General features: G+C 45.7%; 15 protein-coding genes and 1 tRNA gene. 6 read left to right on the forward strand and 10 right to left on the reverse strand.

Annotated elements, in window-relative coordinates; all coding sequences use genetic code 11:
* Positions 1-359: 359 nt before the first annotated feature.
* The 5 genes from P3C17_RS10865 to P3C17_RS10885 form a co-directional block, all read right to left on the reverse strand.
* Positions 360-971 carry a hypothetical protein gene (locus P3C17_RS10865; protein ID WP_300929464.1) on the reverse strand — a complete coding sequence of 204 codons (612 nt, stop codon included), beginning with the start codon at positions 969-971 and terminating at the stop codon, positions 360-362.
* Between the two features lie 187 nt (positions 972-1,158).
* The gene (locus P3C17_RS10870; RefSeq protein ID WP_300929465.1) at positions 1,159-1,593 is read right to left on the reverse strand and encodes a hypothetical protein; all 435 of its coding nucleotides are present in this window, start codon (positions 1,591-1,593) and stop codon (positions 1,159-1,161) included.
* 179 nt (positions 1,594-1,772) lie between these two features.
* On the reverse strand, positions 1,773-2,594 hold the full coding sequence (locus P3C17_RS10875) for a methyltransferase (RefSeq protein ID WP_300929466.1): 822 nt from the start codon (positions 2,592-2,594) through the stop codon (positions 1,773-1,775).
* Positions 2,595-2,790: 196 nt separating this feature from the next.
* Positions 2,791-4,152: a hypothetical protein gene (locus P3C17_RS10880; RefSeq protein WP_300929467.1), complete on the reverse strand. Its 1,362-nt coding sequence runs from the start codon at positions 4,150-4,152 to the stop codon at positions 2,791-2,793.
* Positions 4,153-4,283: 131 nt separating this feature from the next.
* The gene (locus P3C17_RS10885; RefSeq protein WP_300929468.1) at positions 4,284-6,608 is read right to left on the reverse strand and encodes a TonB-dependent receptor; all 2,325 of its coding nucleotides are present in this window, start codon (positions 6,606-6,608) and stop codon (positions 4,284-4,286) included.
* 322 nt (positions 6,609-6,930) lie between these two features.
* Between P3C17_RS10885 and P3C17_RS10890 the strand changes: the two genes are divergently transcribed.
* Positions 6,931-7,734, forward strand: a complete 804-nt coding sequence (locus tag P3C17_RS10890) for a transporter substrate-binding domain-containing protein (protein WP_300929469.1) — start codon at positions 6,931-6,933, stop codon at positions 7,732-7,734.
* A gap of 99 nt (positions 7,735-7,833) precedes the next feature.
* Here the strand turns inward: P3C17_RS10890 and P3C17_RS10895 are convergent, their stop codons facing one another.
* The 3 genes from P3C17_RS10895 to P3C17_RS10905 form a co-directional block, all read right to left on the reverse strand.
* Entirely contained in the window at positions 7,834-8,133 is a 300-nt protein-coding gene (locus P3C17_RS10895) for a YciI family protein (RefSeq protein WP_233006836.1), read from the reverse strand.
* A gap of 87 nt (positions 8,134-8,220) precedes the next feature.
* Positions 8,221-8,931 carry a DUF3581 family protein gene (locus P3C17_RS10900; protein ID WP_300929470.1) on the reverse strand — a complete coding sequence of 237 codons (711 nt, stop codon included), beginning with the start codon at positions 8,929-8,931 and terminating at the stop codon, positions 8,221-8,223.
* A gap of 74 nt (positions 8,932-9,005) precedes the next feature.
* Positions 9,006-10,772, reverse strand: coding sequence for an EAL domain-containing protein (locus P3C17_RS10905; RefSeq protein WP_300929471.1), 1,767 nt, complete (start codon positions 10,770-10,772; stop codon positions 9,006-9,008).
* Between the two features lie 371 nt (positions 10,773-11,143).
* Between P3C17_RS10905 and P3C17_RS10910 the strand changes: the two genes are divergently transcribed.
* The 3 genes from P3C17_RS10910 to P3C17_RS10920 all read left to right on the forward strand — a co-directional run bounded on the left by P3C17_RS10910 (position 11,144) and on the right by P3C17_RS10920 (position 12,917).
* Positions 11,144-11,656, forward strand: coding sequence for a hypothetical protein (locus tag P3C17_RS10910; RefSeq protein WP_300929472.1), 513 nt, complete (start codon positions 11,144-11,146; stop codon positions 11,654-11,656).
* Between the two features lie 125 nt (positions 11,657-11,781).
* Positions 11,782-12,252 (forward strand): SulA-like leucine-rich domain-containing protein, encoded by a 471-nt coding sequence (locus P3C17_RS10915; protein ID WP_300929473.1) that lies wholly within the window; start codon positions 11,782-11,784, stop codon positions 12,250-12,252.
* A gap of 164 nt (positions 12,253-12,416) precedes the next feature.
* A complete protein-coding gene (locus P3C17_RS10920) occupies positions 12,417-12,917 on the forward strand; it encodes a YchJ family metal-binding protein (RefSeq protein ID WP_300929474.1) in 501 nt (166 codons plus the stop codon).
* Between the two features lie 7 nt (positions 12,918-12,924).
* Here the strand turns inward: P3C17_RS10920 and P3C17_RS10925 are convergent, their stop codons facing one another.
* Positions 12,925-13,383, reverse strand: coding sequence for a VC2046/SO_2500 family protein (locus P3C17_RS10925; protein WP_300929475.1), 459 nt, complete (start codon positions 13,381-13,383; stop codon positions 12,925-12,927).
* A 111-nt stretch (positions 13,384-13,494) separates the two neighbouring features.
* On the opposite strand from P3C17_RS10925, the gene P3C17_RS10930 reads away from it, so the two are divergent.
* Positions 13,495-13,579, forward strand: a tRNA-Tyr gene (locus P3C17_RS10930).
* A 103-nt stretch (positions 13,580-13,682) separates the two neighbouring features.
* Complete coding sequence (locus P3C17_RS10935; RefSeq protein ID WP_300929476.1) at positions 13,683-15,371, forward strand: tetratricopeptide repeat-containing response regulator; 1,689 nt, start codon at positions 13,683-13,685, stop codon at positions 15,369-15,371.
* 32 nt (positions 15,372-15,403) lie between these two features.
* On the opposite strand, the gene deoC is transcribed toward P3C17_RS10935, so the two are convergent.
* Positions 15,404-16,138 carry a deoxyribose-phosphate aldolase gene (deoC, locus tag P3C17_RS10940; RefSeq protein WP_300929477.1) on the reverse strand — a complete coding sequence of 245 codons (735 nt, stop codon included), beginning with the start codon at positions 16,136-16,138 and terminating at the stop codon, positions 15,404-15,406.
* Positions 16,139-16,227 lie beyond the last annotated feature (89 nt).

Genomic DNA, 16,227 nt, shown 5'->3' on the forward strand with positions numbered 1-16,227 from the left:
AAAACCGATTTTGCCACAGTGAGTTGCATACGCCTATTGGGTTTTTCGTGAAACTAGATACAAATCATAACTGCTGGAGTCAGTTCACAACGCTGCTGAGGCGTTATTAAAGGTTGCGCATTAACCACTGCCACAATGCGCCAGTTTGACGAGAGTTATCTGAGCATCCCAAAACCCTCGTAGCCAGCAGATATAAAAGCATTACGTGAGCGCTATAACCTCAGGAAACTCTTATTTACCCGTTATCTGAATACGACAGAGTCAACAGTGCAAAAATGGGAATTCGACAAAAACCAGCCTGAAGCTATAGCCTTAAAACTACTGACAATGGTGGATAAATATATGCTGGAGCTTTTGTACTAAAGGGGGTTGGGCATAGATTGACTTATCATTTGTAAGTGGTGCATTTGTCTTTTTTCTCTTAAATCTTCAATTTTTATTTTTCTAGCCATTAGATGCTCTAAAATTTTATCACTAGTAACGTCCCTTTGAGGCAACTTACTTAAAGCTCTCAGCTTTGATGCCAACTCACTTGCCTTGATTCCTAGTATCGCGTACTGATACTGACGTTCTTCGAACCCTTCTGAATAATCTGGTGGTGTAGCACAGTATTCAAACTCAGCACTAATGGCTGCTTGAGCATTTTCTACTAATAATGGGAAATTTAGTACTTCATACATTATTTTTGTAGGCAGAGATTTCCATTCTACACTTAACTTTTGCGGTTCAAAATCAGGTGCGGAAACTTGGGCACGGTGATAACCATCAGCATCTGGCTGTCCGTGGCATAAACCATCATCACCGACAACTTCAGAACAGCTAGAAACGAATCTATCCAACATAAAAATGACATGAATGCATAAGTATTCAATATCCTTTTGGTTTTTTCTGCGCTGGATTACAAAATCTTTAAAAACTGTCAATAAAAAACCCAATACAACTCCAATGAGTCCGTAGATTGCTTTATCCATTTAATCACCTGCAGTTACTTTGGTTTAGCAATGTAATATCGAAGAGGCAGCCTGCGGAAATAGAAAAGTTAAGTATGCACTTGAGAACACAGCAGAATACTTGTTCAAAAACTTCTACCCCCCCAAAAAAATCTACCTAATGATCTCTTTTATCTTTTGATCTTCCTCGCATCACTGAAACCGAAAGTCAGCTGCGAGTGAAGCGAGTGCGTTGTAATTGTTGGTGTAACGCTCTGACTTCATACTCTGCCTTTTTCACTTGCAACTCTAATAACTTATCTTGCATGGGCTGTATCTTAGTGTGCCAATAATAGAAGCCTGAACTTGTAAATCCAAGACCAAAAATGAGAAAACAACTGCTATAAATCCCCAGCTCAAACTCTTTATTTAACTTAGCTATTTCAGCTTTCTGTTCAAGCAGATAAAGCTCAAGTTTCTCCGCAGCAGTAGGTTTATTTTTAGCCTTCAGAGTCTCTATGGGTACGAGCCTTTCAAAAGCCATCGAATTGTAATATTCATGCCTGATAAAAAACATGATCCCTGTTGTAAGCAAAATCAATAAACCAAACATTGCATAAAACTTGTAAACATTGTCTGTCGGCAAGGGTATTCTAGATTGCACTAAAGTCATCCTTATATATTGAGCTTTCGAGTTTTTGAGTAATGTGATTGAGGTCTGTGAAAACGACCTCAATCACATTACTCTGAGACATCAGCAAACAGAGCCAGTAAACGTTACTTAACTCTATTGTTAACTCAACAGCATTTAGCTGTATTTTTATAACACTGGCAACAACAGCCCTACTCCCCCGGCTTTCTAAACTTCAGCACCATTTGGTTTACTTCGCCAATAGCCTGATGCCTGGCTTTTTCTTCTTCAGTACCAGCCATAGTAGGTGGTAAAGACCAGATGCCTGATGGGTGATCGGCGGTGTCTTTTGGGTTGAGCAACATATCGCTGCTTGCTTCAAAACTAAATCCGGCTTCTTTGGCCAGTTTTAACCATAACGGCTCTGGCACATAACCGGTTTTTTTCCAGTCTGTATTGATTAAATTGTCTGGCAGACGCGGCGCCACTACCCCTAATACACCACCTGGTTTCAGCGCTTTGTAAAAGTTGGCCAAGGCATGTTTTAACGAGGTTTCGCCATCAAATAGATAGAGCTGATTACGGATAGACAGCACCACATCAACGCTGCCTGCTGGCGCTATGTCGATGTCAGCCAAAGGCGCAAAGTTGGTCACAGTGACATTTTTATAGATGGGGTGGGATGCAAGTTTTGCTTTAAATTCTGCGCGGCCTTTTTGCATATAGTCAGCGCTTAAAAAGGTGAACTTATCGGAATAATGGGCGGCGTAGAGTTTGCCTTTTTCTGCCAGTAGCGGCGCCAGAATTTCGGTATACCAACCAGAACCAGGCCAGACTTCGACCACTGTGCTTTGTGGTGTCACTTCAAAAAATGCCATTGTTTGTTCTGGCTTACGTGCAGCGTCACGTTTTTTATTTTCAGCACTGCGAGCTTCATGCTGCAAAGCCTGACTGATACCAGCATCCGCAGTGGCGGAAAAACTGCTTTGACTGAGCAGCAGAAACACGCTCAAACCTAATACTTTAGCTAACATATCCAATTCCTTTTACAGTTTATTTTTGTCAACAAGCTCTGAATAAAAGGTAAAGGTATTTCATTGTTTTTGAAAGCGATTTAACTGCAAAAGCATAACAAAGCTCAGCATTAATCTGTCGAGGCACGGCAGCCCCCCCTGTTGCCTCGACAGATTTGAACATCCTGTTGCACTGCCGCTTTGCGACCAGTGCAAGCTACTTTTGCAACTGATACTGCCAGGACAAGCCAGTGTCATAACGTGCAGGAAAACCTAACCAACCGCTGCTGTTTTCCGTTGCTTTAGCTGCGGCATCGGTGGGAGTTGGTGCTAATTTCAAATACTCACATTGCGCGCTGATGGCTTTGACATGGCAGTCCAGCATCGCCAACGCAAAATGTTTATTGATGTCGTTGATGCTTTGCGCCGACCAGCTGGCATCGTGGTAATGACCAAAATCCATTTTGTTTTGCCGTGCTATAGCAGGCGCCGGATGAGGGGCAATATTGTGGCGGGCATTGTGATAGGTCAGCATGTATTTACTGTTGCTGTCTTGGCGGCCAGTTTGGTTATACAGCCACTGCATGCCTTCATAACCCGACACATCATCCTGATCTCCAGCAAAGTAAAGCAGTGGTACTTTGATTGCCGCCAGCGTTTCGGCTGAAAACAGCTTATGCTGGCCTCCCCATGGCGCTATGGCTATAGCGGCTTTCCAGGCTGAGTCGACTTTTAACTCTGCAGCTGTTTTCGGGTATTGCCCACCAGCACAGCTATTCAGCAATTGTTTTAATGCCGCATTAGTCGCTTGATCTTTGTTACCAGTAAAAGCCTGCACACTTTGCTCGGTAAAGTTAAAGCAGCCACCCACTGTATTGATGGCGCCATAACCGCCCATTGAATAACCAATCACAGCGGCTGCATCAGTATTGATCACACCTTCTAACGCCTTTGGATGCTCGCGAAAGTAAGACAAGACAAACTGCTGATCACGGGATCGATGGTACAAAGTAGCAGGAAAACCAGCATAAGGCGCTTTGATGGCATCCACTTCGGCATTGGTCGATTGTGGGTGATCAATAGCGGCCACCACATAACCATGCGAAGCTAAATGCTCGGCCAGATAAAACATCAAAGTTCTGTAGCCAACATAACCATGAGACAACACCACCAGCGGGTATTTCTGGTTTGTTTTTGCTTTGGCGTCCCGCAGTGCATTGGCCTGAATACGAAAAGGCTGGTGGCTTTTGGTCACATTGTCATACGTCGCTGGCTGCGCTAAAGCACCCGTTGGCAGAGTTTTTTCCGCCGGGTACCAGAGCTCCAGCAGTAGTTCACGGTCTTGTTTTTTTTGGGTCAACAGGTTTAATTGCGCCGGGTTGGTGATACGTAAACTAGTCACACCCACTTGCTGTGTTCCTGTCGCAGCCAGTTGCGGTTGCATTTCCAAAGGGCGTGGCTGATACAACTGCTCTGCGGCTGTGGTAGCAAGAGTATTCGCAGTGGCATAAGTAGAAAACAAGCTGCCGCCTGTTATGGATAAAGTGAAGGTTAAAAAAGACAGGGTAAAGAGACGCATCAATGGCTCCTTCAAAAATGGGAAATGGCCTGATTGGAAAACAATGAAAGCTGCGGCAGGGAAAACCTAATCTTTATGGTCCTCTCCCACTGCAGCTTTTTGTCTACAAGCCGCTATTACACAAAGCGCTGTTACATAAAGCTTTTGGTAAACTCAATACCAAAGAACGCTGGCGCACCCGGAATAAAGCTTGGGAAACCAAAAGCGCCGCCTGTGTTGCCCGCATCCACCAGATATTCTTTATCAAATAAGTTGCTGGAATACAGAGTCACAGACCAATGCTGCTGAGTGTTCTCGAGCCCTACACGCAAGCTGGTTAACTGCACAGCGCCCTGGCTGATATCAAAACCTGCCACAGGAGCGTTGGCTTCTTCAAAGAAAATATCGCTGCGGAAACTGTAGATCAACGAGCTGTTCAGCTGATATTCGCCGCCCAGTTCATAGCTATGCATCAGGCCTGTACCTGCAGTGTATTCAGGCTGCAGGCGGAATCTGTTGCCCGCTAAGTTACCGTTGCTGCTGTCATCATCAATTTTTGCGTCAATCCAGGCCAGGTTGGCAAACCAGTCCAGATTGTCTGTTAAGGTGACACTCAGCTCGGTTTCTATACCAATATTTTTGGCGTTGCCTGCGTTGGCTGTATAGGTGTTACCGGCATCATCACGCAGGCTAACCTGGAAGTTCTGATAATCCTGATAGAACATCGATACCGCATAACGCAGCGCGTTGTTTGCCGTGCTGCCTTTGATACCCGCCTCGTAGTTCCAGATATACTCAGCCGGAATTTCGGTCACTCTTGGTACTACGCCAGCAGCACTAGTGGCAGAACCTACATCCATCACCTCCGAACGACGGCCTTTTGAAACAGTAGCGTAGACGTTTAGTTGTTCGTTCAAACGATACAGCGCATTAAAACGTGGTAACCAGGCATCAAAGCTGCCTTCGGCACTAAAAATTTGACCATTGGTTGAAACTACGGGCAATAGCGGTGCTTTTGTCAGGAATGAATTGGCAAAGTTGGAAGCGTAACGGCTGGTTTTATCTTCATCGACATAACGTAAACCTGCAGTCAGCTCCAGTTCTTTTGTCACTGCATAACTGAAATCAGCAAACACCGAAAAGGCTTTATTTTCACCAAAATTCTGATAGCTGCCTTGATAAGGCAATACCTGCAACTGGCCTTGAGTCAGCAGTGGCGTCAAAATATTCACTGTGCCGTCAGGGTTAATACAAGGCTGATTATAAGCGGCCAAAACTCCGACACAGTTCAGATAAATGGATTCCTCTGTACTAAAAGGCACCAACTGAGAGCCGTCCTCGTCAAAGTAACTGACGCCAAAGAAGCTATTGAGTTTGTCGCCGCTGTAATTCAGGCGTAATTCCTGGCTGAATTGATCGCCAACCGCATCTTCGGCAAATTCTAAAAACCAGGCCTGGGTGCCATCTGCATCAAAGACTTCCAATGAATCAAAACTACGTTTGGCGCTGATGCTGGTTAACTGCCACTGCTCGTTTAAATCCCAGTTCACTGTCATATTTAAGTCTTTGACTGTGCGCTCTACGCCCAAATCAGATTTGCCAAATACTTGCTGGGCTAAAGGGCTGCCACTGGCCTCTACAAAGCTATATGGGCTGGTATCGCCACCTGTTGGCGCAAAACGACGACTTTTAAAGGCTGTGCCTGTGTCGTTATTTTTTTCATAGTTGTACACCAGATCGACAGTTAAATCCTCATTCGGGGTAATACGCAGTGAAGGGCGAATGCCGGTACGTTCAATGCCATGTAAATCCGGCTGGTTTTGCGCAATGTTGTCGACATAACCATCACGCTCTTTATAAGTAAAAGCAAGGCGGCCTTGTACTTTTTGCTCGCCGCCCGTGATAAAACCATTCACATTTTTTGCAGAAAAATTGCCTGCACCTAAAGTCACGGCAGCTTCAAATTCTTCCTGAGGTTTACGGGTGGTGACACTTAAAGCCCCCACAGAAGCCGCAGTACCAAATAAAGTCGCCTGTGGGCCTTTGACGACTTCAACCCGTTCAATATCAAAGAGTTCGAAGTAAGAACCCCGTGAGCGGGAGATATCAGTGCCGTTGTAATAGACAGAAACCCGAGGAGAAGCCTGAGCTGAGCCACTGTCTGAGGTTATACCTCGAATGACAAAACCAGGGTTGTTTGGGCTTTGTTCCTGAATAACTAAACCCGGAGTGATGTCAGACAACACATCTAAATCAGCAATACCTAAGTGTTCCAGCATTTCACCGGTAAAAGCCGCTACAGTGACAGGCACATCCTGAATCGACTGCACGCGCTTTTGCGTGGTCACTGTCATACGTTCTATGGCGGCTTCATCGCCTTCCGCCGCCATAACGGTAAATGCGCCACTGGCCAAGCTCGCCAACACTAACGAGCTTAACATCTTCTTTTTAAATTGTTTTTGTCTGGAATACATCATTACTAAAATCCATCTGAGTGAGGGGAACAGCGGATTAAAGTAATGACTCTAAATGACAGGCCAACTACATTTGGCTTACAAGTTGGTTACAGTAGAAAAATAGTGATGGTATATAACCGATTAATTTATATGGTTTTTCTAATCTTGAAACATCTAAAGTTCGGCGCCGTCTACTGAATTCGACACCCCCTGCTCTGGCTCTTTAGCCTGGCTTTATCGCGGCAATCTGCCCGTCTTTCGCAAAAATGTTAGAGTCCAAAGGCAAGCTTACGCCGCTGAGTATATAGTTGGGTTATCTGTTCGCTGCGTTCACAAGGGCTTTATGAAGCTTTTTCTTGCCGCCATAGTCTGTTTACTGCTGAGCTTCCGCTCACAAAGCTGCACCTTACGTATGGGTATTGAAACCAGCTTTGCGCCTTATATTATTCAGCACGATGATAGCTGGCGTGGCCTGAATGTTGAGTTGCTGACCCGTCTGGCAAAGGAGGTGGGGTGTAAACTGGAGTTTATTCACAGCCCTTGGTTACGCTCGTTAAAGTTGATCGAACAAGGCGAACTGGATGTGTTAAGCCACTTAAGTTACAACGCCGATCGCAGCAAACACTTTGTGTTTATTGGCCCACATCAGCAAGAAGTCATCTATCTGGTGGGAATAGCTCAGGCTTTTCCGGGGTTAACCAATCTGACACAACTCAAACGCAGCGGCACATCGGGCATTATTGCGTTGCTTAATGGCGCTTATTACGGTGATGAGTTGGACAATATTTTAAACGATGCAAAAAATCGCACCCGTTTTGTGTTTATTCGAGGCAATGAGGATAAACAGGCGCTGCTGCTTAATGGTCGTGTACATGGCGTGCTGGAAGATATTGTGGCTTATCATTACTGGAAAAAGCAGGCTGGCTTGCCTACTGTGGGTTTAGAACCCTTGTTTGAGGTATATCAAAGCCCGGTGTATTTTGGCTTTAATCGCCACACACTTAGCCCGGAGCAATTAGAGCAACTGGCCAAAGCCTGGCAACGCTTATATAACAATGGCGAGCTTGGTCTCATAGTTCAGCGCTATCAAACGGCGGAGTATCAATTTAGTTTGCCTGCGCCCGCCTCCCTTTTACCGTCTTTATAGCTGCAGAATAAGCAACAAAGACCCTGAAGCAAAAAAATCCCCGAACATGGTCGGGGATTTCTGGGAGCTATTTGGCTAAGCAGTCAGCACTTTCAGAGCTTAAGGCAACACCTTTTTAAATGGCTTCACTACTGAGTTTGCATAAACACCTGCAGCTATGTATGGATCTGCTGCTGCCCAGGCTTTGGCCTGTTCTAAAGATTCAAACTGCGCCACTACTAAAGAACCGGTAAAACCTGCTTCGGCCGGGTCTTCCAGATCCACTGCCGGCAGAGGGCCAGCAATTAATAAACGGTCCTGAGCTTTTAATTCCTGCAAACGGGCTAAATGCTGTTCACGCACTTGCTTACGTAATGGCAGGCTATTTGGCACATCTTCCGAACAAATCATGTAATACATCAGCGACCTCAACTAAAAGGGGTTATTTCGCGGCACCTTAGCAGAAGCGCTGATGCGATCCAAGCCAGCTGCGCCAGAATCACAGGCTTAAACCGCGTGCTGAAACTGAGTTTTACGCTCGTTGTAAAAGTCGACCATTTGCTGCATCACTGTTTCCTCATAAGGCTGCAGGCTGCTTAAAATCATGCGTTTTTCGCCACGGCCTATCACTTCACCCTTTTCTACCAACTCAAAACCTAAACGGGCTAAACCCCTTTTGCCTTCTACTGTTAAGCCATTGTGGGCTAAACGTAATTCAGGCGATTGTGCTGAAAAACGGTCAAATTCCAGTGTCATGCTTTCGTAAATCACCAGCGGACGCTGTGGGTTAATCATCACCTGATGCTGCTGCATTAAAGGCTGCAAAATATGCGGGAAGTTTTGGCCTGAGAACCGCACATAGTCTTTGACTAAGGATTCGATGTAGCCCAACTCATGATGAATTTCACCTTGCTGGCGCAAAATCAAATAATTCTTTTGCTGCTGATCACATAAACGCCATTCATCACCTTGCTGCTCTGAGTGCAACAGCACATCTGAGCTGACCATACCGGCGAAGGTGCAATGTAATTTTTGCGCTAAACCGTGTTTGCTGACCATATGAGCAAACAACAAATCACCAGGCACACAGAATCTTTTACTGTCGGCGTCGTGGATAGGGTTAAAATCTGTGGCCACTTCCTTGGCAAAACGGCAGGCCTGCTGGCGGCTAAAACTGACTTCGTGGTTATGCTCACTAATAAACTGCTGTAAAAACATGGATCCCCGTCCTGACGACTATCGAAGTGGTGCAGTGTACCTCAGCAGGCGTGTTGAATTGGTCTAGCCAGTCATTAGTTGACTAAAGCATTCTGGCCAGGCCCACGTCGGCGTGAGATAAACAAAAAGTTGCCCTGTGGTTTTTTTGCCTGTGTTTTGGCATCACTGGCCAAAGCGGCCACATCATGGTGACAAACACATAACCTTGGGTCGGGAGACACTACCCCAACTGCCAGACTGAGTAAAGGATAAAACACCTGCTCGCCACTGCGGCTCTGGCTACGAATACCACCCGCCTGCACATGAGCAGTTTCATAATAAAACAGCACACGTTCAGCAAACTCATTCAGTACCTGCTGACATAACTCCTGCCAGTTTTCACTGGTGAAGATAACGACAAAATCATCTCCACCCACATGCCCAACAAAATGCCCACCAGCCCCTGCTATGCTGGTCAGCAATTCAGCCACCAGTTGGATCACTAAATCGCCTCTGCTGTAACCATAGGTATCGTTGTAGGGTTTAAAGTCGTTTAAATCAAAATAGGCGATATGAAAGCTTTTACGCCGCTGCAATAAACCATCGATTTCACGATAAATGGGTACGTTGCCAGGCAATAAGGTAAGAGGATTAGCGTAGCGCGCATTTTGTAATTTGCTTTCGGTGATACGTTTTAATAAAGCCCGCACCGAACCTAACCCCAGATACTTTTGATCGCGGGTAACAATAAAATACCAGCTGCCTTCATCATCCTGATCGGTTACCTGCTGACTCAACTGATCCAGGCTGCAATGCTCGTCTACGATCACCGCATCCTGATCCATCAGCGCTTTGACCGTTTTCTTTTCATACAAAGCACGGCCATAAGGGCTTGAGAACAGCTCAAACAACACAGACTTCTGAATAATACCTACAGGCTGCTCGTCTTCAACCACGGCCAGACTGGACCACTGTGGGTTTTTACTGAAGATATCAAACAGCTGCGCCACAGTGGTCATACTGGCGACCGCAGGCACTGTTAATAATAAAGCCCCGACCTGCTCAGTTGAATTAGTTGGCGTACTGCCCTGATTAGGATTGAGCTGATAGCTGCCGGTGACTACAGAACTCATCACCGCATGAGGGCGGCCTAATAAATAGCCCTGCCCATAATCGGCCCCCAGTTCCTGGCACAGCAGCAACTCTTCGCGGGTTTCAATACCTTCGGCTACCACAGCCGAGCCTGTACTTTTTGCCAAAGCAATAATACTGCGGACAAATTCTTTTTTGGTCGGGTCGGCATGCACCTGACTGATAAAGTAGCGGTCAATTTTAATCAGATCGGGTTTAAGCTCAGACCAGAGTTTTAAACCGGAAAAGCCACTGCCTAAATCGTCAATAGCAATACGGAAACCCAGTTCGCGGTAATGATGCACTGCATTCACCAGCACAGAGGAGTCATCTACCTGATATTGCTCCGACAGTTCAATCACCACCCGGCTAGGATCCAGTTGATACTGTTTCAGCAGAGCCAGGGTTAAACCGGATGGATGATCATTCGACAATAATAACAGCGGGTTGACGTTTAAATACAAATCGCCCGGCACAGCAGCTGCGGCAAAAGCCGCAATACTCAGTTCACGACAAAGCATTTCCAGTTCAGGCAAGAGCTGGCATTGATGCGCCACTTTAAATAACACCAGAGGAGAATGCAGCGGGCTGTCAGAAGGCCCGCGGATCAGCGCTTCATAGCCCTGAATATGGCCGGTATTAAAATCCAGTACAGGCTGAAACAGCGGCTGCAACTTACGCTGCTGTAAAATACTGACCAGTTCTTGCCTGTAACTTTCATCTGTCCACATGGTACTGCGCTCATACAACCTTAATATGTGAAGTGTAAGAAGCCTGTGTGACAACCATATGACTATGGCCTTCTTACTTGAAACCGCTGCTGCTTTGACTGTACTCACCAACCCCAATCACATAGGACTACTATGCTCATGAGGATTGATTCGCTTGTCGCCTTGCCGCAATTCCAATTAATTTGTCCATGGCCTTTTCCTGCGACAAGATACAAACCGCGGATTTGGCGCGATTCTGGCAAGGCAATGGGTTGCAGCTGGCTTTATCGTCAGAAAGTTGACAGAAGGCAGCATAAAGCAGACTCAATAACTTGACCCTGCCCTGTGCCTTGGGTCTAATAGCGCGCTTTTTAAAACCGGATTTTGTATTTATGACAACACCACAGCTTTTAAGCCCAGAATTTACAGGTATTGATGATTTAACTTTGGCTGAAGTGGACGCCAAGCTAAAAGAACATCAACAGCTACTGCAGGTTTTGTTGCAATCACCTGGCAGCATGTTGTCGTATTTACCGCAAAATGACTCGGCTTTGGTCGCTCAGGCAGACGCTCAACAAGACGCAGAACAACTTTTTCAACAGGCTGTCGCTTTATCACAACAACAGCATGGGCATCAGGCAGCTACTTTCTATTGTCGTGCTGCTTATGCCGGTCATTTACAGGCACAGGTTCAGTTAGGTCACTGTTACTTAAAAGGGGCTGGTGTGCCTAAGTCTGCCGTATTGGCTTACAGCTGGTTTATTTTGGCGGCTTTACAGCAAGACAAGACAGCTGAACAGGCCTGTACAGTACTGTGTAAACACTTAACTGCAGTGGACCAACAGCAAGCTCAGCAATTAGCTGCTGAACGATTTGAAAAAATTACGTTACAAAACAACAAGTAACAAGGAACCTTTTCAAAGAGAGTAAAAAAACAGCAAAAACTTTATAAAAAGAGCTTGCTTTTTAAACAACAGAAAACTACTGTATATCCATACACTGTAAATGCAAACAGTACTGGAGCGTCACTATGTTGAATTTAAATAAAGCAGTTCAGGCCTACTCTTCACTGAACCCAAATCAGTCGCAGCATAAAACCGGTCAAACGGCTTTTTATCAAAAATTGCAGGTGACTGCGGGACAGCTTGCCTTGCCTGAATTGCTGTTTATTATTCAGCAGCATCAACAACACTCAGGCTGGGTGTTGTTACTGGCACCCAATCAGTTACCGGATAAATCGACCTTCAGTGGTTTTGAGCTAGATATGTCCAAAGTACTGGTGATCCAGCAAAAACAAATCAGCAATATTCATACAGTCCTGAGTGACGCCTTAAGCAGTAGTACTTGTAGTGCAGTAGTGGTATGGCAGGATCAGTTCAGCGAAAGCTCATTGCAGCATTATCAGCAACTGGCAGAACAACACCAAACCTGTTTTTACCAGTTAAGCAGCGACGCCACACAAGCTCAGAGCATGAATCAGCGTATTGCTGTCAGTCATTAATACAGGCCTGAAGCCGGATATAAGTAATAACCGGCTTGGCCCTGACAACCGTTTTGCTTACACTAAGCTCTGATGAAAGTGATTCATTGATGTATTTCATTGAAGCTGTTTGTTGAGGCTTTGTTGAAGTATCAGAAGCAGAGTGAGTAAACAAAGTGACGGTTGTGTTGTCTTTTCCATGTTATTGCGGTTCAGGTAAGAAGTTTTCCACCTGCTGTGAGCCGCTGATCTGTGGCCAAGCTGCGGCACAAAACCCGGAGCAACTGATGCGTTCGCGGTACAGCGCCTATTGTCATCATGCCAAAGATCCGCAGTGCTACAGCTATATAGTGCAGACTTACCATTCCAAAGCCCGCTCGTTACACAGTGAGGCAGATATTGCCGACTTCGCCAACGCAGTGCATTTTATTGGGCTGAAAATTCTTTCTGATTCACCACGACCCGAGCAGACATTAACAAGCAACCAGGTGCATTTTATTGCCTCTTATCTGGCAGGCGATAAATTAGAACTGCTGGATGAAGTATCGGATTTCGAGCTGGAACAAGGCCGCTGGATGTATTGCAGTGGAGTATTAACAGAACATCCTGCAGTCAGAGTATCTCGCAACGATCCTTGCCCTTGTGGCAGTGGCCTTAAATTTAAGAAATGCCAACATCGGATTTAACTGAGTATCAGGCGTGCAGCTGATTTAAAATCTCATACAAAGCGGTAGGATCGGCCTGCATCATCTCTGGTTTTTGCTGCACTAAATGACGTCTTGCATGCAAACTTAAACCTGATTTCACCTCATCCGGCAGCTTGTGTTTATTGTCTTCCATCACCAAAGGTGCACCTTGTAACGAGTGCATTAAACGCAAAGCGACAGCTCCCCCTTGCTGGAAGGCTGTAGCCTGTTGTTTTAAATGCTGTTCGTCTTGTGGTTGAAAACTAAAAGGCCTGGCCTGCTGTATACCCAGTTGCTGGTACAGATCTGGTTGGAACCTGGCACTTTCTGTATCCGGAGTATAAAACTGAGCTGATTCATCGACCGCAGGCGACAGAAAAGCCAGCCACAGCGAAAAATCACTGAATCGGTGTTGCTGTATCGCCTCATTTAACCGAATACCGGTTTGCCACTCATTTATCAGCATAAAATCTGCACAAAAACATCATATTGTTTGCTTTATCGGCAGTCAGACAAAAAAGTTGAGTAATTTTCTTTACATCAAAATGTTTTTTGATAAGATGCGCACCACACTTGTGGAGGGGTTCCCGAGTGGCCAAAGGGATCAGACTGTAAATCTGCCGGCACTGCCTTCGAAGGTTCGAATCCTTCCCCCTCCACCATTTTCCTTCTGCATTACAGTTCAAAAATAAGTCTCTAAATTTTCCTTGCTAAAATCAAACATATTATCAACACTTGCGATAATTGAATCGATAGGTTTGCTGAATGTCGTACAAAACTCTCGAAAATCTTCGAGTCCTGATTGTTGATGACCAACGCCCCTTCCAGCTATTGCTCAAAGGCATACTGTATTCGATGGGTGCAACCAATATTGCCTTTGTTCTGACCGGCGAACAGGCCTTGTGGAAGTGCATGCATGGCTCTTACGACGTGTTATTTGTTGACTACAACTTAGGTTCAGGCAAAAACGGCCGTCAGTTACTAGAAGATTTGCGCGAGAAAAAACTGCTGCACCCTGCTGCTGTCTATATGCTGGTCACAGGTGAAAATCAGGTGCCTATGGTCGTAGGCGCTGTTGAAGCAGAACCAGACGACTACATCATCAAACCCTTTTCGCAAAGTGTATTACGCACTCGTCTGGTTAAAATTCAAAATAAGAAAAAGCAGCTTGCACCTATTTATCAGGCCATGTTTGATGAACAACCCGAACTGGTGATCGAAGCCTGTAAGCAAGAACGTGAACAAGCCAGCCGTTATCATTCTTTGTGTGGTCGTATTCAGGCCGAAACGCACTTGAAACTCAAACAGTATCAAGAAGCAGAAGCTTTGCTTTCAGAAACGCTGGCCTTTAGTCGCACGAATTGGGCTTTATTGCTGCAGGCTCGTTTGTGTTTTGAACAAGAACGTTATGAAGAAAGCCTGGAGCTTTGTAATGAGGCTATTGATACCAACAGATACTTTGCCGAAGCTTATGATCTGAAAGCCCGCAATTTAATAGCTCAGGGTTTGATGGAAGAGGCCATGGTGGTGATCACTCAGGCTATCGTTATTTCGCCTTTTTCTGTCAGTCGGCAAAATTTGCTGATGGACATCGCCAGGGAAATGGACGATTTGGCCAATCTGGTACAGGCCAGTAAACAAATTTACGAAATTACCAGACGTTCTGCCCGTCAGGAAGTGGTGCATCTGCTGAACTACATCCGCACTGTGATTGATGCGGCTTCGCGGTCTGAAGAGCTGAATCAACGCAACAAGTACCAGCAAGAAGCGCTGATGGCCATTCACAGAGCAAAACGTGAAGATACCGTCATTCGTGACTTTGACTTTGATTTGTTTGAAACCTTATGTCAGGCTCGTTTAGAGTCTTTAAGCGGTCAGCAATATCTGGCGAAAAAAACCTTCGCCACAGTGTCTGATCGCGTTTCCGCACAAATGAACCCTGAAATCGATCCGGAAAAACCGGATGAAATGCCACCTATACCGCACTGTGCTGCAGATGCCGTACTGTTGCTGAACCAAATTGGTGAGTTTGAACAGGCATCAGCCTTGACGCAGAAGCTACAAAACTTGTCCGGTGCTATTGATCCTATACTGGAAAAACTGTTCAGCGAACAACAAAGCCGCTCATTGAGCCGTCAGGCCAGCTTTAACGAACTCAATAAACAAGGTATTCAGTTCTACAAAGAAAGCAATTACGAGCAGGCTTTGATCCGTTTTGAACAAGCACTGGAAGTTGCCCCAATGAACACAGGCAGTGCGCTGAACTATATTCAGACCGCGATACAGATGATGGCGGATCCAAAACGGAAAAAACCGCTGGAACTGGCGGAAAAATGCCGGAAAACCTTCAGAATTGTAGACAATATGCCGCTACCGGAACACCATAGAGTGCGCCATCAGGAGTTATTGCAACAGTTTAATAAACTCAAAGAAGAAAAACGTTACAGCCGCTAAAAGGCCTTTCAGCGGCTGAAAACAAGCAGATTTTAATAATCCAATTGCTGACTTAAATCATTCAGCAACGCACTGGCGCCTAAACGCATATACGCTGGGGTGGCCAGGTTACCTGTCAACTCTTCAAACAACCCCACCAGCTTTAAAGCAAACTCCACAGAACGCACACCACCAGAGGCTTTGAAACCGACAGGACGGTCAGCGGCAGCAATAACAGCCAACATAATACGGGCCGCTTCTTCAGTAACCCCAACTTTGACTTTGCCAGTCGAGGTTTTAACAAAATCGGCCCCAGACTCCACCACCAGCTCAGTGGCTTTGCTGATTTGCTGACAAGTGACTAATTCACCGGATTCAATAATGATTTTTAAACAAACACCAGCTGTAGCTTGACGTATTTCAGTTAAAAAACTACGAACCTGCTCTGTCTGACCAGACAATAAAGTCTGGTAAGGCAATACGCAGTCAATTTCATCAGCCCCAGCCGCCAGAGCCTGTTGAATTTGTTCCAGCACCTCTGTTAAAGGCAAAGTACCGGAGGGGAAATTAACCACAGTAGCCAGCTGTACAGCAAACTGACGCTGCTGCAAAAAGCTTTTTACCTGTGCCAGATAAGCCGGATAGACACAAACAGCTGCTGGCAGAACTGCTGCACCAGCCAAATCCTGTTCCAGCCATTGCTGCATAGCATCAGCATTATCCTGCTCCGTTAAACGGGTTAAATCGACCAGCTTCATCAGCTGTTGTATACGCAGAGGGTTCGTCATGTTGTGGTCCTGAAAAGAAAATATCGGCTCTGACCGGCCAATTTGCTGTTGATTGGTTGCGCTGCGAATTAAAACAGAAAACACGGGTT

The organism is Rheinheimera sp. 1928-s (assembly GCF_029269265.1).
In the GTDB taxonomy this organism is placed as follows: domain Bacteria; phylum Pseudomonadota; class Gammaproteobacteria; order Enterobacterales; family Alteromonadaceae; genus Pararheinheimera.